The sequence below is a fragment of the Streptomyces sp. NPDC091972 genome (assembly GCF_044756385.1).
GTDB lineage: Bacteria > Actinomycetota > Actinomycetes > Streptomycetales > Streptomycetaceae > Streptomyces.
The window spans coordinates 113,829-136,720 of record NZ_JBIVSV010000003.1; the positions used below are offsets into that span (position 1 = coordinate 113,829).

Below are 22,892 nucleotides of genomic sequence, written 5' to 3' on the forward strand. Positions count from 1 at the left end.
CGACTTGAGCTGTCTGCCCCGCGATTGCATCACTCGTGCGCGATCGCCGCCAGTACGTTCATGCGCGAGGCGCGCAGGGCCGGAAGCAGTGCCGCCACGATGCCCACCACGGCCGAGCCGACGACGACCGCGACGATCGTGCCCCAGGGGATCGCCAGCGCGTGCATGCCCTGGAGCGCCAGCACCTGCTGGGTGCACACCCCCCACACCAGCCCGAGCGCGAGTCCGAGGACCGCGCCGAACACCGCGATCACCACCGACTCCAGCCGGATCATCCGGCGCAGCTGCCGCCGGGCGAGCCCGATGGCGCGCAGCAGCCCGATCTCCCGGGTGCGTTCCACGACCGACAGGGCCAGGGTGTTGACCACGCCGAGCACCGCGATGACGATCGCGAGCCCGAGGAGCGCGTACACGAGGTAGAGCAGGACGGCGATCTGGTCGTGGACCAGGTCCTTGTAGTCGGCGAGGTCACGCACCTGGACCTGCGGATACCGGTCGAGCGTCTTCTCCAGCTCCGCGCGCAGCCGGTCGGCGCCGGTGCCGGGGGCCGCGTTGACGTACACGGCGGAGTCCTGGCCGCCCGGTGCGAACCGCTCCAGGGTGCCCAGACCGAAGTAGATGCCGCCCTGCGTCCCGAACCCGTCCGCCGAGTCCTGGTCGGTGAGCGCGCCGACGGTCAGTTCGGTCCGGCGCCCGCCCTGGAACTCGACCGGGACCCTGCTGCCGACCCGCACGCCGTGGTCGCGCGCGAAGTCCACGTCCATGCCCAGGTGCCCGGAGGCGAGCGCGGCCGCGGTGTCCCCTTGGGCGTAGGTGATGTGGGCGACCTCGTCCAGGCGCGGGTCGTACCCGGCGGCGGTGGTCTCGACCCGCTTGCCGTCCGGCAGCCGTACGGCGACGGGCGCGAACCTCGACCGTACGACGAGCCCGGCGCCCTCGGTGCCGCGCACCGCGTCCGTGACCTCCTGCGGAAACGGCAGGAAGTTGCCGTTCTGCACGACGAAGTCGGCGCCGAGGGTCTTGTCGATCTGGTCGTCGAAGGACCTGGACATGGAGGCGCTCGCCACCGACATCCCGCCGACCAGGGCGAGGCCGACCATCAGAGCGGCCGCGGTGGCGCCGGTGCGGCGCGGGTTGCGCAGGGCGTTGCGCTGGCTCATCCGCCCGACCGGGCCGAACAGGGCCGGGAAGGCGCCGCCCAGCACCCGGATCACCGGACGCACCAGCAGCGGGCCCGCGATGACGGTGGCCAGGAGCGTCAGGACGACGCCGAGACCGAGGAGGGAGGCGGCGGAGGCCGTCCGCGAGGCGAGCGCGCAGCCGACGAGCGCGGCCGCGCCCGCCGCGCCGACCAGGCCGCCCACGATCGCCCGGACCCGGAGCGGCCGTCCGGTCCCGGCGATCTCGGCGTCCGCGAGGGCCGCCATGGGGGAGACACCGGCCGCTCGGCGGGCCGGGAGGTAGGCCGCGACGAAGGTGACGCCCACGCCGACGACGTACGCGGCGACGGGTGTGCCCCAGCCGATGACCATCTCGCCGGTTCTGATGTTCATGCCGAAGGCGTTCATGAGCGCGATGAGCCCGACGGCGAGCCCGATGCCCGTGCCGAGCCCGACCGTGGAGCCGACCAGGCCGAGCAGCGTGGCCTCGGTGAGCACCGAGCGGCGGACCTGGCGCCGGTCGGCGCCGAGCGCGCGCAACAGGCCCAGCTCACGGGTGCGTTGGGCGATCAGCATGGAGAAGGTGTTGACGATCAGGAAGACGCCGACCAGGACGGCGATGCCCGCGAAGCCGAGCATGACGTACTTGATGACGTCGAGGAATCCGCCCAGCTGGTCGAGGTCCGACTTCGCCTGTTCGTCGGCGGTGCGGTACTCGTAGGTGCCCGTGCCGAGCGCGGCGGCCACCCGTTGCTTGAGCTGGTCGTCGCTGACGCCCTCGGCGGCGTCGACCGAGATGCTGGTGGCGGCCTTTGCGGAACCGAGCAGCTTGGTCTGCGCGGTCGGAGGGTCCAGGTAGAGCAGGGTGGCGCCGGGGTTGGTGGTGGTGAAGGTGACGATGCCGACGATCCGCACCTTGAAGGAGCCCGGAGCCGCGATGACGGTGAGCGGGTCGCCGATGCGCAGCTTCCCGCGGTCGGCGGTCTCCGAGTCGATCAGCGCCTCGGCCGGGCCGTGCGGGGCGTGGCCTGAGGTGAGCTCCACCGGGCTGCGCGAGGTCGGGTTCCAGTCGGTGCCGATGGTGGGGGCGCCGGTGGTCGAGCCCACCGACTCGTTCTCGGCGTCGGCGACGGTGATCCCGTCCTCCTCGGCGTCGAAGCGTGCCGCGCCGACCCCGTCGAGACGGGCGACCCGGTCCGCGAGCGCGGCCGGCAGGGTGGCCGTCGCGCCGGACGGGATGGCCTCGCTCAAATCCTCCTTCGGGCTGATCGTGAGGTCCGGCGCGGTGGTGGCGAAGAGGCGGTCGAAGGTGCGGTTCAGGGTGTCGGAGAAGATCAGGCTGCCCGAGACGAACGCCACGGAAAGGACCACGGCCAGCGCGGAGAGCAGCAGCCGTCCCTTGTGGGCGAGGAAGCTGCGGAGTGTCGCCTTGAGCACGGGGTCATCCCTCGTCGGGGTCGTCGCCGGACTGTCCGCGGATCACGTCGAACCGTTTCATGCGCTCCAGCACGGCCTCCGCGGTGGGCCGCTCCATGCGGTCCACGATCCGTCCGTCCCCGAGGAAGAGCACCAGGTCGGAGTGGGCGGCCGCGCCGGGGTCGTGGGTGACCATGACGACGGTCTGCCCGAGCTGGTCGACGGCCTCGCGCAGGAAGCCGAGGACCTCCAGACCCGCCCGTGAGTCGAGGTTCCCGGTCGGCTCGTCCGCGAAGATCAGCTCGGGCCGGGAGGCCAGCGCGCGGGCGCACGCGACGCGCTGCTGCTGACCCCCGGAGAGCTGCGAGGGCCGGTGCTTGAGGCGGTCCCGCAGGCCCAGGGTGTCGATGACCTGGTCCAGCCACTTCTCGTCGGGCTTCTTGCCGGCGATGTCCATGGGCAGGGTGATGTTCTCGGCCGCGTTCAGCGTCGGGATCAGGTTGAACGACTGGAACATGAACCCGATCCGGTCGCGGCGCAGCCGGGTCAGCTCGCGCTCCTTGAGCCCGGTGATCTCGGTGCCGCCGAGCCACACCTGGCCTGCCGAGACGGTGTCGAGCCCCGCCAGGCAGTGCATCAGGGTGGACTTGCCGGAGCCCGAGGGCCCCATGACCGCGGTGAAGCGGCCCCGCGCGATGTCCACGTCCACCGAGTCCAGGGCGAGCACGGCCGTCTCGCCCGATCCGTACGCCTTGGTGAGACCGCGGGCGCGGGCCGCGATCTCCTCGGCCGGGGCGGTGCCTGGTGCGTCCTCCGCAGCGGTTGCCATGGGCAGAGGGTAGTGTGACCCGGCCCACACTCGATATCCCTCTTGCGGTCGATGCGGCCTCCACCCCAGGTCGGGCCCCCGATGCCCGTGTAAGGGGCACCTGCCTCGATGTCCTGCCGGCCCGGCGATCCGGTCGCCCGGTGGTCCGCGGCGAGGGCCCCACTTGCCAGTGCTAGCGTTTCGGCGCTAGCTTCGAAGTATGGCGAAGACCCAGTTGAACGTGCGGGTGGACGAGGGCACCGCCCGCGCCGCCCGTGAACGCGCCCTCGCCCGAGGCGTCAGCGTCAACCGCTACATCGAGGAACTGGTCATGAAGGACACCGGCGAGGCGGGCCAGGCCTTCGTGGAGGCCGCCGCCGATTTCATGAAGCAGTACGAATCCGTCTTCGCGGAGGAGTTCGGCAAGGAGAGCAAGGAACACGAGGGTCGTTGAGCGATCTGCACATCGATCTCGCCTGGCTCCTGATGCTCGCGGAGCAGAAGACCCCGGGCGATCCCCAGGTCACCGACTGGGGCGCCCTGGTCGCCGCCGTGGCCCGCCACCGGGCCGAGATCTTCGACATCCCCGTCTACGACAACCCGCACTCGCGCGCCGCGGCGCTGCTGCAACTCCTCATCCATGTCCCGGCGTTGGAGCGCACCAACGCGCTCTTCGCCTGCGCGGTCGGGTACGCCTACCTCGTCGCGAGCGGACTGAGGGTGGTCACCTCGCCCGAACTGGTCCGGGACCTCGCCAAGGTGGCCAAGAAGGGCGACGCCTCGGTCCACGACATCGCGCGCGAGCTGCGCAGATGGACCCTCTGATCAGCGTTCCTCCAGCGGCGGCCGCCAGGCGGTGCCCAGCACGCAGAAGGACGTGGGCAGCGTCGGACCCTTCTCGGGCATCAGCAGCCGCCGGTAGGGGCCGAGTTCGAAACCGGCTGCCCGCACGGACCCGACCGGGTCCCGGCCCAGATGGCAGCCGCCGTTCAGCGGGGGCCACAGCGTGCGGTCCAGGGCGCGCTGGGTGAAGCGCATGGCCGGGCCGCCGCCCCTGCCGTGCTCGAAGAACCGCACGACCCCGCCGGGCCGCAGCACCCGGCGCACCTCACCGAGCGCCCGCGGCACATCGCGCACACTGCACAGCACCAGCGAGATCACCACGGCGTCGAAGGCCTCGCTCTTGACCGGCAGCGCCTCCGCGGCGCCGGGCACCACGTCGACCGGCACCTCGCAGCGCAGGGCGGCCTCCACCGCCAACTGCCGCAGCGTGCGCTCCGGTTCGATCGCCACGACCTCGGAGACCGCGCCGGGGTAGTGGGCGAAGTTCAGGCCGTTGCCCGCGCCGATCTCGATCACCCGCCCGGACAGCCCGGCCAGCAGCCGCTCGCGCACCCCGGCCATGCCCATCCGGGTCTCGGCGGCGACGCTGACCCGCGCGTAGTACCGGGCGAAGAGCGGGTGGTGGACGTGATCCCGGGACGCCTTGCCGGAACCGGCGGACCGCAGCCGCATGACAGCCTCCCTCGCAGAGGACGGGCCCTACCGTGATTGTCCCCCGCGCGACCCCGCCGCACCCCCCTCGGGCACCCATCGCACGAAGGTGCGCACCCGTCGGTGGACGCCGTGGTCGTCGTACATGCCGGCAGAGCTGCTGTTCGGCAGCGCCCTGGGCCGACTACGCGCGCATCCGGCCGAACGCCTCACCGTCCTGCGGTCGCCGGTCGCCGGTCGCCCGCGTGGTCGCCGAGGGCGCCACAGCCGCGAGATCGTCGCGTGCCTGGCGCTCAGCTTATCTGCGCACGACCGACCACCGTCCGCGAGCCGTCTTCACCCGGCTGGGCATCCGCTCCCGCATCGAGCCGGGGCGGCTCGTCTCGGACACCGAGATGCCCTGCGGGATGCTCAGGGCGCCTCGCGCACCCCGAACGCCGCCGCGTCCCAGGTCCCGCCCAGCTCCGGGGCCAGCCAACCCGGTGCTCCGGCACGGAAGTCGGCGGGCGGCAACCCGCCCGCACCGGCCGGCACGGCACCGAGCAGCGGAGCCCCGGACACCTCCGGCAGATCCGCGAGGTTGCAACGCGAGGCGAGGTCGGGGGAGTCGGGCCAGCTGCCGATCACCACGCCCGCGAAGTCCAGTCCGCGGCGGCACAGTTCACGGGCCGTCAGCTCGGTGGTGTTGAGCGTGCCCAGACCGGCCGGCGCCACCACCAGGACCGGCGCCCGCAGCAGTTCCGCCGCGTCGGCCAGCGTCCCGCCCTCGTCGTCGAAGCGGACGAGCAGCCCGCCCGCCCCCTCCACCAGCACCAGGTCGTGCCCGGCGGCCAGTTCGGCGGCGGCCTTCGCGATCTCCCGCGGGCGCACCGGCTCGCGGGCGGCCCGGCGTGCGGCGGTCGCCGGGGCCAACGGCTCGGGGTAGCGGGCGAGTTCGGCCTTCGTCACGGCACCCGCGAGCCGGGCGACCTCGTCGGCGTCCCCGGCCTCGTCCGGCCCTACGCCGGTCTGCGCGGCCTTCAGGACGGCGACCGTCCGTCCGGCGGCGAGCGCGGTCGCGGCGACGGCGGCCGTGGTGACCGTCTTGCCGACCTCCGTGCCCGTCCCGGTGATCACCAGTACCGGCATGTCATCCCTCCCGTGCGGCGGCACACACCGCACGCGTGATCCGTGCCACGTCCTCGTCGCCCGTGACGTACGGCGGCATCGTGTAGACGAGGTCGCGGAACGGCCGCAGCCACACGCCCTCGCGCACGGCGGCCTCCGTCGCGGCCCTCATGTCGACGTCGTGGTCCAGCTGCACGACCCCGATGGCGCCGAGAACCCGTACGTCCTTCACTCCGGGCAGCTCGCGGGCCGGCGCCAGCCCCTCCCGCAGCCCCGCCTCGATCCGCTTGACCTCCGCGAGCCAGTCCTGCCCGAGCAGCAGCCCGATCGAGGCACAGGCCACCGACGCGGCCAGCGGGTTGCCCATGAAGGTGGGGCCGTGGGCGAGCACGGGGACCTCGCCCCGCGAGATGCCGTCGGCCACCCGGGGTGTGCACAGGGTCGCCGCCATCGTCAGGTAGCCACCGGTCAGCGCCTTGCCCACACACATCACGTCCGGCGTCACCGCGGCGTGGTCCGCCGCGAACAGGGCGCCCGTACGGCCGAACCCCGTCGCGATCTCGTCGAACACCAGCAGCACGTCGTGCGCGTCGCACGCCTCGCGCAGCACCCGCAGATACGCGGGGGAGTGGAACCGCATCCCGCCTGCACCCTGCACCACCGGCTCCACGATCACCGCGGCCAGCTCGTCCGCGTGCCGTGCGATCGCCTCGCGCAGCCGATCGGCGTACGACTCCTCGTACTCGGCCGGGGGCGCGTCCACGAACACCTGGCGGGGCAGGACCCCGGACCACAGCTCGTGCATCCCGCCCTCGGGGTCGCACACCGACATGGGCTGCCAGGTGTCGCCGTGATAGCCGCCGCGCCAGGTCAGCAGCCGCTGCTTGCCGGTGCGGCCCAGCGAGCGCCAGTACTGGAGGCACATCTTTACCGCGACCTCGACCGACACCGACCCCGAGTCGGCGAGGAAGACATGCTCCAGGCCATGTGGAGACATGTCGACAAGGAGCTTCGCGAGCCGGACGGCGGGCTCGTGGGTGAGCCCGCCGAACATCACGTGGCTCATCCGCCCGAGCTGCTCGCGCGCGGCCTCGTTCAGCACCGGGTGGTTGTAGCCGTGGATCGCCGACCACCAGGAGGACATCCCGTCGACCAGCTCGGGCCCCCCGGCGATCCGCAACCGGACCCCGCTCGCCGACTCCACGACGAGCGGGTCGGCCCGGCCGGGCATCGGACCGTACGGATGCCACACGTGCCGCCGGTCGAGCGCCAGCAGTTCCGGCACCGGCAGGGCGGGCAGCTCAGGCATTGGGCGCGAGGTCCGTGCCGGCGCCCCGGCGGCGTACGGCGACGAGGTCGGTCCGCGCCTCGTTGGCCAGGGCGGCGGCAGCCGTCGTACCGCAGACCCCGCCGCCCTCGTGCGACCCGCAGCCCGCGCTCTCGTGGCAGCCGCCTCCCACCCGGTGCTCCGGCAGGGTGACCTGGTCCGCGCCCTCCACCTCGAAACCGGCGTCCGCGATCATCTCCAGGTCGGCCTTGCCCGCCTGACCCTCGGTGGTGAGGTAGTCGCCGAGGAAGATCGAGTTGGCGAGGTGCAGGGCCAGGGGCTGCATCGTGCGCAGATGGACCTCGCGGCCGCCCGCGATGCGGACCTCGACGTCCGGGCAGACGAAGCGGACCATCGCCAGGATGCGCAGACAGCGCTGCGGGGTGAGGTTCCACTCCTTGGCCAGCGGGGTGCCCTCGACGGGGATCAGGAAGTTGACCGGGACGGAGTCGGGGTCCAGCTCGCGCAGGGAGTAGACGACGTCGACGAGGTCCTCGTCCGACTCGCCCATGCCCGCGATGAGGCCCGAGCAGGCGGACAGACCGGCCGCGTGCGCTTTGTTCACGGTGTCGACCCGGTCGGCGTAGGTGTGGGTGGTCGTGATGTCGCCGTAGGTCGACTCGGACGTGTTGAGGTTGTGGTTGTAGGCGTCCGCGCCCGCCTCGCGCAGCCGCTCGGCCTGGCCGTCGGAGAGCAGGCCGAGGCAGGCGCACACCTCGACGCCCTCGTTCTGCTCCTTGATCGCCTTGATGGTGCCGGCGACCCGGTCCACGTCACGGTCGGTCGGACCGCGCCCGGAGGCCACCAGGCAGACCCGCTTGGCGCCGCCGGCGAGGCCCGCTGCCGCGGCCTGGGAGGCCTGCTCGGGCTTGAGCCAGGTGTACTTCAGGATGCCCGTCGAGGAGCCGAGCCGCTGGGAGCAGTAGGAGCAGTCCTCGGGGCACAGTCCGGACTTCAGGTTGACGAGGTAGTTGAGTTTCACCCGGCGCCCGAACCAGTGCCGGCGCACCTTTCCGGCCGCGGCCACCACGTCGAGCAGGTCGTCGTCGGAGGTGGCCAGCACGGCCAGCGCCTCCTCGCGGGTCGGCAGCTCGCGCCGAAGCCCCTTGTCCACCAGCGTGTTCAGCAGGTCCATGAGAGCCGATCCTGTCCTACGGACCCGCTTCCGGCCAAGGTAGGGATCGCACAACACGCCCCTCACGACGTGTGGGTATTGCCACACCGTGGGTAGCGTTTGCTGCCGCTAGGGTCTGTCCGTTGTCTACAAAAGCCCCGGAGGACCCATGGCGTTCGGCTGGATCGACGAGCAGGCGGCGGCGCGCCGGCGGGCCGGGCTCGTACGGACCCTGCGGCCGCGTCCGGCCGACTCGCCGCTGCTCGATCTCGCGAGCAACGACTACCTGGGCCTCGCCCGCCATCCCGAGGTCGTGACGGGCGCCGCGGCGGCCGCGCGGACGTGGGGCGGCGGTGCGACCGGGTCCCGGCTCGTCACCGGCACCACCGAGCTGCACACCGAGCTGGAACGCGAACTGGCCGCCTTCTGCGGCTTCGAGGCGGCGCTGGTGTTCTCCTCCGGGTACGCGGCGAACCTGGCCGCCGTCACTGCGCTCGCGCCGCACGGCTCGCTGATCGTCTCCGACGCGGGCAACCACGCCTCACTCATCGACGGCTGCCGGCTGGCCCGGGGCACCACCCAGGTGGTGGCGCACGCCGACCCGGACGCCGTGCGCAAGGCGCTCGGCACCCACGACGGGCCCGCCCTCGCCGTGTCCGACACGGTCTTCTCGGTCGACGGCGACGCGGCGCCCCTGGCCGGACTCGCCGGGGCGTGCCGGGAGCACGGCGCGGGCCTGGTCGTCGACGACGCCCACGGCCTGGGCGTGCTCGGCGCCGGCGGCCGCGGGGCCCCGCAGGCGGCGGGACTCGCGGGCGCCGACGACGTGGTCGTCACGGTCACGCTGTCCAAGTCGCTCGGCAGCCAGGGCGGCGCCGTCCTCGGCCCCGCACGGGTCGTCGAACACCTGGTCAACGCGGCACGGACGTTCATCTTCGACACCGGTCTGGCCCCCGCGTCGGCGGGAGCCGCCCTCGCGGCCCTGCGGCTGCTCGGCCGTGAGCCCGAACGGGCCGCACGCGCACGCGAGGTGGCGACCGGACTGCACGCACGCCTGACCGCCGCGGGTCTGGAAGCGGTACGTCCGGACGCCGCGGTGGTCTCGGTGCGCGCGCCCTCCCCGGAGGAGGCCGTGCGGTGGGCGGCCGACTGCCGTGCCGCCGGGCTCCTGGTGGGCTGTTTCCGGCCCCCTTCGGTGCCCGACGGCATCTCACGGCTCAGGCTGACCGCCCGCGCGGACCTCTCCGAGGAGCAGATCGAACGCGCTGTACGTGTGATCGGCGAGACACGACCATGAGTCGGCGTGACACGGCCGTGCGCCTCGGTGGACCGACGGTCAGAACGCGGCTGTGAAGCCCGCCCAGCTCTCGGGGGAGAAGAGCAGCGCGGGTCCGTCCGGGTTCTTGGAGTCGCGAACGGCGAGCAGCCCGGCACAGGGCCCGGCCGACGGCCTCGCCGTCTCGACGCAGTTGTTCGCCCCGGTGCTGTAGCTGCTGCGCAGCCAGCGCACTTCGGGCAGTTGGGTACTGGAGGTTACGTTCCGAGGCAGTGCGGTCATGGTGCCTCCTTACGCGCCGTCACCCATCCCGGCGAGGTAATCCAACGAGTCCTCGGGCGAAAGGGCGTGGATTCGAAGGGTGTTGAAGGCCTCGGTGTAGGCCTGGAGGTCTTCTTTCCGTTCGAGATAGAGGCTACTCGTCAAGTGGTCGAGAACAACCACATCCAGATCAGAAGTGCGCGAAAATGAGAAGATTACGAAAGGCCCGGTGATGCCCACATGCGCCCCGGCAGTGAACGGCAGCACCTGGAGCCGCACTTGGGGCAGCCGCGCCGCCTCCAGGAGTCGCCTCAGCTGACGGGCCATCACCTCGGGACCGCCGACCTCCCGCCGCAGCACCGCCTCGTCCAGGACGGCGCTCAACTCCAGGGGCGGCTGAGCCCGGAGGATGTCCTGCCGGGCGAGCCGGACCTCGACCAGCGCGTCGAGGCGTTCGTCGTCCAGGCCGTCCACCGCGGCCCGGGTCACCGCGCGGGCGTACTCGCGCGTCTGGAGGAGCCCGGGCACGACGGAGGTCTCCAGTGTGCGCATCGCACTCGCCTGGGACTCCAGACTGATGAAGTCCCGGTACGTCGGCGGCAGCACACCCCGGTACGCGTGCCACCAGTGGTGCCGGCCGCCGGTCTCGTCGGAGCCCGCCAATACCAGCAACAACTCCCGCAGATTCGCGTCCCCCACGCGGTAGGCGTCGAGAAGTAACCGCACATCGGCCGGTTTCACCCCGCTGGCACCGGTCTCGATGCGGCTCACCTTCGACTGGTGCCAGCCCACGAGCCGGGCCGCCTCACCGCTGGTGAGCCCCGCACTCGCGCGCAGCGCACGGAGTTCGGCGCCCAGTTTCCGCCGGCGCACCGCGGGGCCGTGCTGCATGCGCTCCTCCTTACTCCTTACGAGCCGCCCAAATACGGTCTCGCGTCGTAGAGTTCACCGCTTCGAGCGACAGATATATGCACATCTTGGTGGATCGGCACCCGTCACAGCCTCCGTGATGGCACTCTGGCGATGAACCACCAGTCCGGGACCGTACTCGAACCATCCGCACCGTGTCGGACTCCGGTCCCGTGGGAAAGGGACGACGTCGCCATGGCAGACCACCTGGAAGCTTCCGTCACTCTGCCGAGCGAACCCGCCTCGGTCTCCGCGGCCCGCACCTATGTCCTGACCACACTGGCGGAGTGGGGGCTGCCGCCCACCACGGAGACCGCCGAGACCGTCCGCCTCATCGTCTCCGAACTCACCACCAACGCCGTACAGCACACCTTCGGGCAGTCACCCACCTTCACGGTGGACATCGAGCTGGACCGTGACGAACAACTGCGCATCGGGGTCACCGACAGCCACCCCCGCTTCCCCAAGCGGCTGCCGGCCGCCGTCCAGCAGGACAACGGCCGGGGAATGGTGATCATCCGATGGCTCGCGGCCGAGTGCGGCGGCAAGCTCAGAGTCAGGCCCACCCGGGAAGGCGGCAAGACCGTCTCGATCGAACTCCCGTGGACGGTACCGGCACAGCCGGTCACCGCGGCGGGGCAGCAGGAGCCGTGACAGACGTCAGTACGGCGCTCGGGGGCACCGCAAGCGCGGTGACGGCTCTCGGGGTGACCGGGGTGACGCTCCCGCCCGGGCCGCGGAACGCGGCCTGATCACCTCGTGCTCCGCCGACCGGGGACCGGGTGCGGTGCGAGGGCGCCGCACCGCCGGGAGTCGAGGCGGAGGGGGACTTCGGCGCCTCGGGTCGGCGCCAGAAGGCGGCGGCGAATCCGTCGGTGCAGTCGTGCGGGACGGGGACGGTTTGAATGCGGGCGCCTCCAGCAGCGTGGCCGAGCGGTCGACCGGGACGGCGCGGGTGTTTGTCGAAAGCGGCGCCTTGGGACAGGTGTTCGGTCAGGAGGGCCGGCGCCGCATCGGCCGAGTCGTCGGGGAGAGGGGCGACTCCGCGGATGAGCCGGTGCCTGCTCCTGCGTTGATCACCTGGTCGCACAGCCCGTGTCACGTGTCCGTGGGGGCCCGAGGGGACGGCGGGAGGTCAGGTCGCCGCCGTCCCCTCGGGGGCGTCACTTGACCCGGCCGTACCAGACGCTCTTGGTCCAGATCTTCTGCAGCCTCACCACGTCCCCGGTCTTCGGGGCGTGCCAGATCTTTCCCTTCCCGGCGTAGATGCCGACGTGGTAGACGTTCGAACCCGAGTGGAAGAACACCAGGTCGCCGGCCTTGCGGCTGCCCGCGCCGATGTGGCGGGTCTTGTTGTACTGCTGGGCCGCCGTGCGCGGGAGCTTCTTGCCCGCCTTCTTGAACGAGTACAGCGTGAGCCCTGAGCAGTCGAAGCGGCGGGGCCCGGTGGCGCCGTACTTGTACGGCGAGCCCTTCTTGGAGGCCGCTACCTTGAGCGCCTTCGTCGCCGGCGTCGCGGCGGCGGCGTCTGCTGCGACGCCCGGCACCACGACGGAGCCGCCCACGGCGGCGATGGCGAAGGCCGAGGCCGTACCGGCCCGGACCATCAGCGACGGGACACGATTGAGCGCAGTCATGCGCAACCCTTCGTCAGCCGCCTGTGAAGGATGACCTGTCGGATTCGGGCTGGCGAAGTTGCCCGGCCGCTTTCGCGGCTTCACCCCAAGGGATGCTCGGCCCGGTCATGGCGTGACCGTTCCGGCGACCCGTCGTGCTTGGGTCCTCCACTCCTGCCGATCCACTCCTGTCGACCGGTCATCCGGGCGGCGGCAGGACTCGGCGTCCGCCCGGATCGCCCCGCCGCTGCGGCGGGGGCTTGTCGTCAGACAGGGATCTTGGCGCACGGATGTCCCAAAAACCCAATGGAACCGGGGGTTTGTGTTGTTACTCACCACTCACCCGTTCGGGTGGACACCTGAACCAACGAGGGCGCGTCGAGGTGTCCACAGACCGCGCGACCAGCACAGAAACTCCTCATTCCCTCCCTGGACTACGCGCGTTGCGCAACCGCAGGGGTCCCGAAAAAGGAGCCGCGTCTCCTGCAAATGGCGGTACCTCTTTTGGTCCGTTTCAACCCCGCTCCGGACGCCCCGTCACCGCGGGCGTCCGGAAACGCTGCCGATGCGTCAATTGCCGGACTCGGGCGGCACGGTGACCCTGGCCGTACGCCGCTCGCCGTCCAGGACCCGCAGGGCCCGCGCCAGGGTGGCGGCGTGCAGTTCGCGCTCGCCCCGGCTGTGCATCAGCACCAGCGCGTCGCGCAGCTCGGCCGCCCTGGCCACCAGCGCCTGCGCCGCGCGCAGTCCGCCGTAGGTGTCCTCGCGCCGGGCCGGGTTGATCCGGCCCAGCAGGTCGACGACGTCGAGATAACGGTCGATCAGCTCGCCCTCTGCGCGAGTGAGCGCGGGCAGCGGGGGGAGGTCCGGCACCATCGGGGGGTCACCCCGCGTCCCGTGCGGTGCGGGAGGACTTGCGGCTCGGGACGATCGCATCCGCGAGGCCGTGGCCCAGGGCGCCCCGCGCGTCCAGGATCGTGTCCCGCTCGATGTCCGCGCTCACCTGCTCGGGGCTGCGCCCGGTGTGCCGGACGAGCATCTCCTCCAGGCGGGCCCGCACCCGGATCAACTCGTCGGCCTGGATGGCCAGGTCGCTCGCCTGTCCCTGCACCGGCTCGCTCAGCGCGGGCTGGTGGATCACCACCCGCGCGCCGGGCAGCACGGACCGCTTGCCCGGGGTGCCGGCGGCCAGCAGCACCGCCGCGGAGGAGCCGGCCTGTCCCAGGCAGGTGGTCGCCACGTCACAACTGACGTACTGCATCGTGTCGTAGATCGCCGACATCGCGCTGAACGAGCCGCCGGGGGAGTTGATGTACAGCGCGATGTCCCGGTCCGGGTCCTGGTACTCGAGGTACATGAACTGCGCCATCACGTCGTTCGCCGAGATGTCGTCGATCTGCGTCCCGAGGAAGACGATCCGCTCCTCCAGGAGCTTCGAGTACGGATCCATCGACTTCTGCCCGAAGCTCGTGCGCTCCTGGAACTCGGGCAGGACGTAACGGGCGGTCGGTCGGGTCATGGGTGGCCCCTCCTTCGGCGTCTGTAAAAAATGTACAGGATGTACGTGACGTTATGATGGGGGTATGGCCTACGAGATTCCGGTGACGCAAGCCAGGGCTGAACTCGCCGACCTGATCAACCGGGTGGTGTACGGCGGCGAGCGCGTCGTCGTCACCCGGCACGGAAAGCCGCTGGTCGCCCTGGTCTCGGCCGCCGACCTCGAACGACTGGAGAAGTTGCAGGAGTCCCTGGAGGAGCCGGTGATCAGCGCGGTCTCCACCGTGCGCGAGGTCGCGTCCGCTCCCCGCGAACAGCAGCGGTTCGGCATCGCGGCACATCACCGGGGCCCAGGCGCCCCGTAGAAGCGGGACGCCCCGGCCGTCGGGGCCGGGGCGCGGGAAGCGGGTTCGGTCAGGCATCGGGGGTGGGCCGCGAACGGGGCGGTCCTCGGCGCCGGCCACTTCTGGATGACGTTCAAGGCTCGGGTGGGTGCTGCGGGGCCGGAGCGGCCCACCAGGTGGAGGTCGTGCCGTAGCGCAGCCGGGCCGACGGGTTGCGCCGCCCCCGGTGTCCGACGGGTACGGGACCGGCGGGGGCGGCGCCAATTCAGCAGATGGCGGCGACCGTACGTTCGTCCGCGGTGGACGTGGCCCCCTCGACCGGGATCTCAGTGCGTTCCCCGACGCGCCGAGCGCATCGGGTGGGTCGCGCAGGCCCCCCGGCCGCAGTCACTGTCCGATGGCCGGGACCGGAAGGGCGGCCTCGGTTCAGCCGATGGCGGCCAGCGTACGTTCGTCGGTGGCGGATGCGGTGCCCCGCGACCGGGACCTCAGTGTGTCTCCCAGCACCACGGCCCCCAGGCCCAGCGCCGCCCACCAGGTGAGGGTCAAGGCGGGCCCGGTCGCCGCCGCGCCGTCGAAGAAGGACACCGAGCGCAGCAGGGTCGCGCTCGCCCCCGGCGGCAGCCACTGGCCGATCGCGCCCACCGGTTCGGGCAGCAACTGCGGGGCCGAGGAGGCACCCGAGAACGGGTTGCCGAGAAACATCACCACGAAGGCGACGACGCCGATCCCCGCAGGCCCCGCGAGGGCGGCGAGTCCCGCGACGGCCGCGCTCACCGCCAGCGTCGCCAGGGCGAGCGTCCCCGCCTCCGCCCACCAGTTCCCGGCGAGGGCACCGAGCCAGCTGTGGGCCAGGGCGGCCGCGACGGCACCCACCAGGGCTGCGCCGAGGACCAGCGCGGTCACGGCGCGCACGCCGCGCAGTCCGAGCAGGGTCACGACCGCGCCCGCGACGATGCCGCTCAGGGCCAGCGGCAGCACGGACGAGCTCAGTGCCGCGCCCCGCGGGTCGGACGCCGAGGCCGGCACCACGTCCACGGTCCGCACCTGGCCGCCGCCCGCCGCGGGCCGCTCGGTCACGGCCTGCTGGAGGAGCTGGGCCACTACGGGGCTGGCCGCCGACGCGGTCAGCAGTGTCGGGCCGCCGGCGGTGACGACGACCGCGCCGTATACGGTCCGGTCCTCGATCGCGGCCCGCGCGGCCCGCTCGTCGGCATAGCGGTGGATCTCGAAGGCGCCCTCGTGCTGCCGGAGCCGTTCCTCCACCTGAGCGGTCGCGGCGGCCGGCCCGGCCACACCGAGCGGCAGATCGCGAGGGGCGGTGCGGGCGGCGGGCCAGGCGAAGGCCCACAGCGCCAGGGCGGCGAGCAGCGGCACGAGGACGACGACCGCGAGCAGGCGGCGGGTGGACATGGGGACTCCAAAAAGAAGGATCGTTCGTTTTAGGTGTCTCCCACGGTCCTGCCGTAGCCGTTCCTTGTCAAGAAGGAATGTTCGTTTTAATTTGGGAGGCATGGCCCGCGTATCCCAGGCACACCTCGACGCCCGCCGCCGCCAGATCCTCGACGGCGCCGCCCTCTGCTTCGCCCGCAACGGCTTCCACGCCACGTCCATGCAGGACGTCCTGAAGGAGGTCGATCTCTCGGCAGGGGCGGTGTACCGCTACTTCAGCGGCAAGGAGGAGCTGATCGGCGCCATCGTCGAAGAAGTGCTAGGTCAGGTCCGCGAGGGATTCGAGGAGGCGGCCCGTCGCACCCCGCCCCCGCCGCCGGACCTCCTCGTCGCGTCGGTGCTCAGCCGGGTCCTCGCCACCAAGGAGTACCTGACCGTGGACGGCCGGCCCGCCTTCCCGGGGCTGGTCGTCCAGGTGTGGGCGGAGACGATCCGCAACGCGGAGCTCGCGGCGATCCTGTCCGAGGGCTACGGCGCGGTGCGCGCGGCCTGGACCCGGATCGTCAAGGAGTACCAGGACGCCGGGATGATGCGCGCGGACGTCCCCCCGGAGGACGTGGCCCGCACCATGATGGCGGCCGCGATGGGCTTCCTCGCGCAGCAGGCGCTGTTCGGGCCGGCCTCCGCCGACGACCTGGCGGCGGGTCTGCGCGCGTTGATGAGCATGCGGGCCGAAGCCGACACGCACTGATGGATCACAGCTCGGTTAACGTGCCTGAAACCGGATCCAACTAGCCTGCGGATCCACGCCACCAGGGACTTTGCCCCGGGGGCCGAGGCAACCGGGCCCCGCACGGTCCGGAGCGAGGACTGTGAGGTGGGACGTGCAACTGACCCCGCACGAGCAAGAGAGGCTGCTCATCCACGTGGCGGCCGACGTGGCCGAGAAGCGTCGGGCCCGCGGGCTCCGGCTCAACCACCCCGAGGCGGTCGCCCTCATCACCTCGCACATCCTCGAAGGCGCGCGTGACGGCCGTACCGTCGCCGAACTCATGGCCTCCGGACGGACGTTGCTGTCCCGCGACGACGTCATGGAGGGCATCCCCGAGATGATCCACGACGTCCAGGTCGAGGCCACCTTCCCGGACGGCACCAAGCTGGTCACCGTCCACGACCCGATCGTCTGAGGGGCCCGATGATTCCCGGAGAGATCCTCTTCGACGAGGGGCCGATCGCCTACAACGAGGGGCGCGAGGTCACCCGCCTCACCGTCCTCAACGCCGCCGACCGGCCCGTCCAGGTCGGCTCCCACTACCACTTCGCCGAGACCAACCCCGGCCTGGAGTTCGACCGGGCCGCGGCCCGCGGCAAGCGGCTGAACATCGCCGCCGGCACCGCCGTGCGCTTCGAGCCCGGCATCCCGGTCGACGTGGAACTCGTCCCGCTCACCGGCGCCCGCGTGGTGCCGGGACTGCGCGGGGAGACCGGAGGTGCCCTCGATGCCTGAGATCTCCCGCGCCGCCTACGCCGACCTGTTCGGCCCCACCACCGGCGACCGCATCCGGCTCGCCGACACCGATCTGCTGATCGAGGTCGAGGAGGATCGTTCCGGCGGACCCGGACGCGCCGGTGACGAGGCCGTGTTCGGCGGCGGCAAGGTCATCCGCGAGTCGATGGGCCAGTCACGGGCCACCCGCGCGGAGGGCACCCCGGACACCGTCATCACGGGCGCGGTCGTCGTCGACCACTGGGGGGTCGTCAAGGCCGACATCGGCATCCGCGACGGCCGGATCACCGGCATCGGCAAGGCGGGCAACCCCGACACCATGGACGGGGTCCACCCGGACCTGGTGATCGGCCCCGAGACCGAGGTCATCGCGGGCAACGGCAGGATCCTGACGGCCGGCGCCATCGACGCGCACGTGCACTTCATCTGCCCGCAGATCGCCGACGAGGCGCTGGCCGCCGGCATCACCACCCTGGTCGGCGGCGGCACCGGCCCCGCCGAGGGCTCCAAGGCCACCACCGTCACCCCCGGCCCCTGGCACCTCGCCCGGATGCTGGAGGCGATGGAGCAGTACCCCCTGAACATCGGCTTCCTCGGCAAGGGCAACACGGTCTCGCACGAGGCGATGCTGTCGCAGATCCGCGGCGGCGCCCTCGGCCTGAAGCTGCACGAGGACTGGGGCTCGACCCCCGCCGTCATCGACGCCTCGCTGACCGTCGCCGAGCGGACCGGCATCCAGGTCGCCATCCACACGGACACCCTCAACGAGGCCGGATTCGTGGGCGACACGCTGGCCGCGATCGCCGGACGCGGCATCCACGCCTACCACACCGAGGGCGCGGGCGGCGGGCACGCGCCGGACATCATGACCGTGGTCTCCCAGCCGCACGTGCTGCCCAGCTCGACCAACCCGACCCGGCCCTTCACCGTCAACACCGCCGAGGAACACCTCGACATGCTGATGGTGTGCCACCACCTCAACGCGGCGGTCCCGGAGGACCTCGCCTTCGCCGAGTCCCGCATCCGCCCCACCACCATCGGCGCCGAGGACATCCTGCACGACCTGGGCGCCATCTCGATCATCTCCTCCGACTCCCAGGCCATGGGCCGCGTCGGCGAGGTCGTCATGCGGACCTGGCAGACCGCGCACGTCATGAAGCGGCGCCGGGGCGCCCTGCCGGGCGACGGACGGGCGGACAACCACCGGGTACGGCGCTATGTCGCCAAGTACACGATCAACCCGGCGGTCGCCCAGGGCCTCTCCCACGAGATCGGTTCCGTGGAGACCGGCAAGCTGGCCGACCTGGTGCTCTGGGAGCCGGCGTTCTTCGGCGTCAAGCCGCACCTCGTCATCAAGGGCGGCCAGATCGCCTACGCGCAGATGGGCGACGCGAACGCGTCCATCCCGACCCCGCAGCCGATCCTTCCCCGGCCGATGTACGGGGCGATCGGGCGGGCCCCGGCCGCGAACTCCTTCAACTTCGTGGCGCCCCTCGCCATAGAGGACGGGCTGCCCGAACGGCTCCAGCTCGCCAAGCGGTTCGTGGCGATCGAGTCGACGCGCTCGGTCACCAAGGCCGACATGCGGGAGAACGACGCCCGGCCCGACGTACGCGTCGACCCCGACAGCTTCGCCGTGCACATCGACGGGGAGCTCGCGGAGGCCACACCCGCGGCCGAACTGCCCATGGCCCAGCGTTACTTCCTCTTCTGATGTCCAGGGCCGCACTTCTGGTCCTGGCCGACGGCCGGTTCCCCGCCGGAGGGCACGCGCACTCCGGCGGGGCGGAGGCGGCCGTGAAGGCGGGCCGGGTCACGGACGCGCCGAGCCTGGAGTCCTTCTGCCGGGGCCGGTTGCACACGACGGGGCTGGTGTCCTCGGCGCTGGCCGCGGCGGCCGTGCTCGGGGTGCCTCCCGCGGAGCTGGACGCGGCGGCGGACGCCCGTACCCCGTCGCCCGCGCTGCGGACCGCCGCCAGGAAACTGGGCCGGCAACTGCTGCGAGCGGCCCGGGCGACCTGGCCCTCGCCGGAACTCGACGCCCTGGCAAGGGAGTTCCCGAAGGGGGCGCACCAGCCGGTGGTGCTGGGCCTGACGGCACGCGCGGCGGGCCTGGAGCCCGTGGACGCGGCCCACTGCGCGGCGTACGAGAGCGTGAGCGGTCCGGCGAGCGCGACGGTCCGCCTGCTGAGCCTGGACCCCTTCGACGCGACAGCCGTACTGGCCCGCCTGGCACCGGAGCTGGACCGGGTCGCCGACCGGGCGGTGGAGGCGGCAAGGAGGGCCGCGGCCGGGGGAGTCGACGAGTTGCCCGCGGCATCCGCACCCCTGCTGGAAATCGGAGCAGAAGCGCACTCGGCATGGCCCGTACGACTGTTCGCGTCGTAACGGGCCCTCGGTCAGCCCGCTCAGGGGCGCGGGGACCTGCGCGACCAGCCCCCACGAACCCGCACCCGACAACGAACCCCAGGAGCCGCACATGCACTTGGACCACCACCACGACGGCCCCGCCGCGGTGAGCGCCGACGCCCACCGAAAGAACGGCACCCGCCGAGCCCTCCGCATCGGCCTCGGCGGCCCCGTCGGCTCCGGCAAGACCGCGACCGTCGCCGCCCTCTGCCGCGCCCTGCGCGACGAACTCTCCCTCGCCGTCGTCACCAACGACATCTACACCCGCGAGGACGCGGAGTTCCTGCTCAGGGAGGCCGTGCTGCCGCCCGAGCGGATCACCGCCGTGGAGACCGGCGCCTGCCCCCACACGGCGATCAGGGACGACATCTCCGCCAACCTGGAAGCCGTGGAGGACCTGGAGGAGGCGGTCGGCCCCCTGGACCTGATCCTCGTCGAGAGCGGCGGCGACAACCTCACCGCCACCTTCTCCAAGGGCCTGGTCGACGCCCAGATCTTCGTCATCGACGTGGCCGGGGGAGACGACATCCCGAGGAAGGGCGGTCCCGGCGTCACCACCGCCGATCTCCTCATCGTCAACAAGACCGACCTGGCCCCCTACGTAGGCTCCGACCTCGCCCGGATGGCCGCGGACGCCAAGGCCCAGCGCGCCGAACTCCCGGTCGTCCTCCAGTCGTTGCGGAGCGAGACCGGCGTCGCGGACGTCGCCGACTGGGTGCGGTCGCAGCTCGCCGCGTGGACGGCGTGACCACGGCCGTGACCGGCGTGCGGGCCACCGCACGGCTGGTCGCCCGGGACGACGGCCGCGGCGGCACCGCCCTGCCCGTGCTGGAGAGCGACGGACCGCTGGCGCTGCGACGCACCCGGGGGAGCGGCGCGGAGACACGGGTCGTGCTCGTCGGCGCGATGAGCGGGCCCCTCGGCGGCGACCACTTCACCGTCGAGGCCGAGGTCGGGCCGGGCGCCCGGCTGCGCGTCGGCTCGGCCGCCGCCACCATCGCCCTGCCCGGACAGACCAAGGACGGGGCCCGCTACGACGTACGGCTCTCCGTCGCCGACGGTGGCGAACTGCGCTGGCTGCCCGAGCAGTTGATCTCCGCGGGCGGCAGCGACCTGTCCGTCGGCACACGGATCGACATCGGTGCGACGGGCCGCCTCGTACTGCGGGAGGAACAGGTCCTCGGACGGGTGGGGGAGGAGCCGGGCCGGCTGAGCAGCCGGCTGGTGCTGCGGGTCGCGGGACGGACCGTGCTCGACCAAGAGCTGGCCTGCGGGCCGGGGGCGCCGGGGGGCTGGGACGGCCCGGCCGTGCTCGCGGGGCACCGGGCGGTCGGCCAGCTCCTCGTCGTACGGCCGGAGTTCGCCGGCCAGCCGGTGCCGGCGCGGGTGCTCGGCGAGGGCGCCGCCGTCATGCCCCTCGCCGGACCGGCCGCGCTCGTCACCGCCGTGGCCCCGGACGCCCTCCTGCTGCGCCGGGTGCTGGACGCGGCTCTGGGGGAGCTCGCGCCCTAGTCCGCCGAGCGAACAGGTTCTTCCGTTTATCGGATTGGCAAAGAAGCCCGGCAAACCCTGTTCACAGCGACTTCACAAGCACGAGGATCCCCGGAGGAATCGAAACGACGTACGGGGAGGGGTCCCTCTTGAGGGAGACGAGACCGAAGTGGCGCACCACGGCACTCGGTTCGGCCGGTGTGCTCATCACGGCCACACTGATATCCGGTGCCGTCGCGGCACCCGCGTCCGGCGCCAACACGTCCGACCGGACGGGCCGGCACGTACAGGACCGTGAGGCCGTGGGCGCCGCGATCGCCGCCGCCCGCGCCGCGAAGGCCGGCATCGACTGGGCGGACTGCCCCGCCGACTGGGGCATCGCGAAGCCGGTCCAGTGCGGCTGGGTCAGCGTGCCGCTGGACTACGCGAGGCCGAACGGCAAGCAGATCAAGCTCGCCGTCGACCGCATCGGCAACACCGGCACCAAGGCGGAGCGCCAGGGCGCCCTCGTCTACAACCCGGGCGGACCCGGCGGTTCGGGCATGCGCTTCCCGCTCCGCGTCGTCAACAAGAACCCGATCTGGGCGAACGCGGCCAAGGCGTACGACTTCGTGGGCTTCGACCCGCGCGGTGTCGGCCACTCCGCGCCCATCTCCTGCATGGACCCGCAGGAGTTCGTGAAGGCGCCCAAGATGGACCCGGTGCCGGACAGCGAGGCCGACAAGCTCGCCCAGCGCAAGCTGGCCCGTGAGTACGCCGAGGGCTGCGCCGAGCGCACCGGCAAGGCGATGCTCCAGCAGATGACCACGCCGAACACCGTGCGCGACCTGGACGTCATCCGCGCCGCGCTCGGCGAGAAGAAGCTCAACTACCTGGGCGTCTCCTACGGCACCTACATCGGCGCCGTCTACGGCACGATGTACCCCGGCCACGTGCGGCGCATGATCGTCGACAGCGTGGTCAACCCGTCCCGGGAGAAGATCTGGTACGAGGCCAACCTCGACCAGGACATCGCCTTCGAGGGCCGCTGGAAGGACTGGGAGGACTGGGTCGCCGCCAACGACGCCACCTTCCACCTCGGCACCACCCGGGCCGCGGTCGAGGCGAAGTGGCTCGAACTGCGGGCCACGGCCAAGAAGAACCCACTCGGCGGGGTCGTGGGACCGGCCGAGCTGATCGGCTTCTTCCAGAGCGCCCCGTACTACGACTCCTCGTGGGTCCCGGTCGCCACGGCGTTCAGCGCGTACTTCGCCGGTGACACCCAGGCGCTGGTCGACGCGGCCGCCCCGGACCTCACCGACACCGCGGGCAACATCTCCTCGGAGAACGGCAACGCCGTCTACACGGCCGTCGAGTGCACCGACGCCAAGTGGCCCACCAGCTGGAAGAAGTGGGACCGGGACAACACCGCGCTGCACCAGAAGTACCCGTTCATGACCTGGGCCAACGCCTGGCTGAACCTGCCCTGCGCCACCTGGCCGGTCAAGCAGCAGACGCCGGTGAACGTCAGGACCGGCAAGGGCCTGCCCGGCGTGCTGATCGTGCAGTCCGAGCGTGACGCGGCCACCCCGTACGAGGGCGGCGTCGAACTGCACAAGCGCTTCAAGGGCTCCCGCCTGATCACCGAGAAGGACGCGGGCTCCCACGGCGTGACCGGTCTGGTCAACCCCTGCATCAACACGCGGGTCGACACCTACCTGCTCACCGGCAAGCTCGACAGGACCGACGTGACCTGCACCCCGCACGCCACGCCGAAGCCGTAAG

The 22,892-nt window shown here is 72.0% G+C and carries 25 protein-coding genes and 1 riboswitch; of the genes, 13 read left to right on the forward strand and 12 right to left on the reverse strand.

Features of this window, described 5'->3' with window-relative positions; all coding sequences use genetic code 11:
• Nucleotides 1–29: 29 nt before the first annotated feature.
• The gene (locus ACIQJT_RS09665; protein WP_402641560.1) at nucleotides 30–2,597 is read right to left on the reverse strand and encodes an ABC transporter permease; all 2,568 of its coding nucleotides are present in this window, start codon (nucleotides 2,595–2,597) and stop codon (nucleotides 30–32) included.
• 4 nt (nucleotides 2,598–2,601) lie between these two features.
• The gene (locus tag ACIQJT_RS09670) at nucleotides 2,602–3,405 is read right to left on the reverse strand and encodes an ABC transporter ATP-binding protein (RefSeq protein ID WP_365448546.1); all 804 of its coding nucleotides are present in this window, start codon (nucleotides 3,403–3,405) and stop codon (nucleotides 2,602–2,604) included.
• A 199-nt stretch (nucleotides 3,406–3,604) separates the two neighbouring features.
• Between ACIQJT_RS09670 and ACIQJT_RS09675 the strand changes: the two genes are divergently transcribed.
• Nucleotides 3,605–3,838, forward strand: a complete 234-nt coding sequence (locus ACIQJT_RS09675) for an antitoxin (protein WP_053847655.1) — start codon at nucleotides 3,605–3,607, stop codon at nucleotides 3,836–3,838.
• A complete protein-coding gene (locus ACIQJT_RS09680; RefSeq protein WP_365448548.1) occupies nucleotides 3,835–4,209 on the forward strand; it encodes a fic family toxin-antitoxin system, toxin component in 375 nt (124 codons plus the stop codon). Before ACIQJT_RS09675 ends, ACIQJT_RS09680 begins: the two co-directional genes overlap by 4 nt.
• On the opposite strand, the gene ACIQJT_RS09685 is transcribed toward ACIQJT_RS09680, so the two are convergent.
• The 4 genes from ACIQJT_RS09685 to bioB all read right to left on the reverse strand — a co-directional run bounded on the left by ACIQJT_RS09685 (nucleotide 4,210) and on the right by bioB (nucleotide 8,447).
• The gene (locus ACIQJT_RS09685) at nucleotides 4,210–4,899 is read right to left on the reverse strand and encodes a class I SAM-dependent methyltransferase (RefSeq protein ID WP_402641563.1); all 690 of its coding nucleotides are present in this window, start codon (nucleotides 4,897–4,899) and stop codon (nucleotides 4,210–4,212) included.
• 390 nt (nucleotides 4,900–5,289) lie between these two features.
• The gene (gene bioD / locus ACIQJT_RS09690) at nucleotides 5,290–6,006 is read right to left on the reverse strand and encodes a dethiobiotin synthase (protein WP_402641566.1); all 717 of its coding nucleotides are present in this window, start codon (nucleotides 6,004–6,006) and stop codon (nucleotides 5,290–5,292) included.
• A 1-nt stretch (nucleotide 6,007) separates the two neighbouring features.
• Complete coding sequence (locus ACIQJT_RS09695) at nucleotides 6,008–7,294, reverse strand: adenosylmethionine--8-amino-7-oxononanoate transaminase (RefSeq protein WP_402641569.1); 1,287 nt, start codon at nucleotides 7,292–7,294, stop codon at nucleotides 6,008–6,010.
• Entirely contained in the window at nucleotides 7,287–8,447 is a 1,161-nt protein-coding gene (gene bioB / locus ACIQJT_RS09700) for a biotin synthase BioB (protein WP_402641572.1), read from the reverse strand. The genes ACIQJT_RS09695 and bioB overlap by 8 nt, the downstream gene beginning before the upstream one ends.
• A gap of 148 nt (nucleotides 8,448–8,595) precedes the next feature.
• On the opposite strand from bioB, the gene ACIQJT_RS09705 reads away from it, so the two are divergent.
• Nucleotides 8,596–9,723, forward strand: a complete 1,128-nt coding sequence (locus tag ACIQJT_RS09705; protein ID WP_365448558.1) for an 8-amino-7-oxononanoate synthase — start codon at nucleotides 8,596–8,598, stop codon at nucleotides 9,721–9,723.
• A 39-nt stretch (nucleotides 9,724–9,762) separates the two neighbouring features.
• Here ACIQJT_RS09705 and ACIQJT_RS09710 read toward each other — a convergent pair whose 3' ends face one another.
• Both ACIQJT_RS09710 and ACIQJT_RS09715 read right to left on the reverse strand, forming a co-directional pair.
• On the reverse strand, nucleotides 9,763–9,984 hold the full coding sequence (locus ACIQJT_RS09710) for a DUF397 domain-containing protein (protein WP_365448560.1): 222 nt from the start codon (nucleotides 9,982–9,984) through the stop codon (nucleotides 9,763–9,765).
• Nucleotides 9,985–9,993: 9 nt separating this feature from the next.
• Nucleotides 9,994–10,854, reverse strand: a complete 861-nt coding sequence (locus tag ACIQJT_RS09715) for a helix-turn-helix transcriptional regulator (protein WP_365448562.1) — start codon at nucleotides 10,852–10,854, stop codon at nucleotides 9,994–9,996.
• A 213-nt stretch (nucleotides 10,855–11,067) separates the two neighbouring features.
• Between ACIQJT_RS09715 and ACIQJT_RS09720 the strand changes: the two genes are divergently transcribed.
• Nucleotides 11,068–11,526, forward strand: coding sequence for an ATP-binding protein (locus tag ACIQJT_RS09720; RefSeq protein WP_402641575.1), 459 nt, complete (start codon nucleotides 11,068–11,070; stop codon nucleotides 11,524–11,526).
• A gap of 509 nt (nucleotides 11,527–12,035) precedes the next feature.
• Here ACIQJT_RS09720 and ACIQJT_RS09725 read toward each other — a convergent pair.
• The 3 genes from ACIQJT_RS09725 to ACIQJT_RS09735 form a co-directional block, all read right to left on the reverse strand.
• Nucleotides 12,036–12,509: a C40 family peptidase gene (locus tag ACIQJT_RS09725; protein ID WP_037710218.1), complete on the reverse strand. Its 474-nt coding sequence runs from the start codon at nucleotides 12,507–12,509 to the stop codon at nucleotides 12,036–12,038.
• 3 nt (nucleotides 12,510–12,512) lie between these two features.
• A riboswitch (cyclic di-AMP (ydaO/yuaA leader) is annotated at nucleotides 12,513–12,724 on the reverse strand.
• A gap of 334 nt (nucleotides 12,725–13,058) precedes the next feature.
• Nucleotides 13,059–13,364: a hypothetical protein gene (locus ACIQJT_RS09730; RefSeq protein ID WP_365448565.1), complete on the reverse strand. Its 306-nt coding sequence runs from the start codon at nucleotides 13,362–13,364 to the stop codon at nucleotides 13,059–13,061.
• Between the two features lie 7 nt (nucleotides 13,365–13,371).
• Entirely contained in the window at nucleotides 13,372–14,007 is a 636-nt protein-coding gene (locus tag ACIQJT_RS09735) for an ATP-dependent Clp protease proteolytic subunit (protein ID WP_402641580.1), read from the reverse strand.
• Between the two features lie 64 nt (nucleotides 14,008–14,071).
• Between ACIQJT_RS09735 and ACIQJT_RS09740 the strand changes: the two genes are divergently transcribed.
• Nucleotides 14,072–14,350, forward strand: coding sequence for a type II toxin-antitoxin system Phd/YefM family antitoxin (locus tag ACIQJT_RS09740; RefSeq protein ID WP_365448569.1), 279 nt, complete (start codon nucleotides 14,072–14,074; stop codon nucleotides 14,348–14,350).
• A 405-nt stretch (nucleotides 14,351–14,755) separates the two neighbouring features.
• Here the strand turns inward: ACIQJT_RS09740 and ACIQJT_RS09745 are convergent, their stop codons facing one another.
• Complete coding sequence (locus ACIQJT_RS09745) at nucleotides 14,756–15,742, reverse strand: ABC transporter permease (RefSeq protein WP_402641583.1); 987 nt, start codon at nucleotides 15,740–15,742, stop codon at nucleotides 14,756–14,758.
• A gap of 100 nt (nucleotides 15,743–15,842) precedes the next feature.
• Between ACIQJT_RS09745 and ACIQJT_RS09750 the strand changes: the two genes are divergently transcribed.
• From ACIQJT_RS09750 to ACIQJT_RS09785, 8 genes are all read left to right on the forward strand, one after another.
• Nucleotides 15,843–16,472, forward strand: coding sequence for a TetR/AcrR family transcriptional regulator (locus tag ACIQJT_RS09750; protein ID WP_402641586.1), 630 nt, complete (start codon nucleotides 15,843–15,845; stop codon nucleotides 16,470–16,472).
• A gap of 133 nt (nucleotides 16,473–16,605) precedes the next feature.
• Nucleotides 16,606–16,908, forward strand: a complete 303-nt coding sequence (locus ACIQJT_RS09755; RefSeq protein ID WP_037710300.1) for an urease subunit gamma — start codon at nucleotides 16,606–16,608, stop codon at nucleotides 16,906–16,908.
• Between the two features lie 8 nt (nucleotides 16,909–16,916).
• Nucleotides 16,917–17,228, forward strand: a complete 312-nt coding sequence (locus ACIQJT_RS09760; protein WP_402641589.1) for an urease subunit beta — start codon at nucleotides 16,917–16,919, stop codon at nucleotides 17,226–17,228.
• Nucleotides 17,221–18,942, forward strand: a complete 1,722-nt coding sequence (locus ACIQJT_RS09765) for an urease subunit alpha (RefSeq protein WP_402641592.1) — start codon at nucleotides 17,221–17,223, stop codon at nucleotides 18,940–18,942. The genes ACIQJT_RS09760 and ACIQJT_RS09765 overlap by 8 nt, the downstream gene beginning before the upstream one ends.
• Entirely contained in the window at nucleotides 18,942–19,616 is a 675-nt protein-coding gene (locus ACIQJT_RS09770; protein WP_402641594.1) for an urease accessory protein UreF, read from the forward strand. Before ACIQJT_RS09765 ends, ACIQJT_RS09770 begins: the two co-directional genes overlap by 1 nt.
• Nucleotides 19,617–19,707: 91 nt before the next feature.
• Nucleotides 19,708–20,385 (forward strand): urease accessory protein UreG, encoded by a 678-nt coding sequence (ureG, locus tag ACIQJT_RS09775; protein ID WP_402641596.1) that lies wholly within the window; start codon nucleotides 19,708–19,710, stop codon nucleotides 20,383–20,385.
• Entirely contained in the window at nucleotides 20,373–21,149 is a 777-nt protein-coding gene (locus ACIQJT_RS09780) for an urease accessory protein UreD (RefSeq protein ID WP_402641599.1), read from the forward strand. The genes ureG and ACIQJT_RS09780 overlap by 13 nt, the downstream gene beginning before the upstream one ends.
• Nucleotides 21,150–21,277: 128 nt before the next feature.
• The gene (locus ACIQJT_RS09785) at nucleotides 21,278–22,891 is read left to right on the forward strand and encodes an alpha/beta hydrolase (RefSeq protein ID WP_402641602.1); all 1,614 of its coding nucleotides are present in this window, start codon (nucleotides 21,278–21,280) and stop codon (nucleotides 22,889–22,891) included.
• The last annotated feature ends 1 nt before the right edge of the window (nucleotide 22,892 follow it).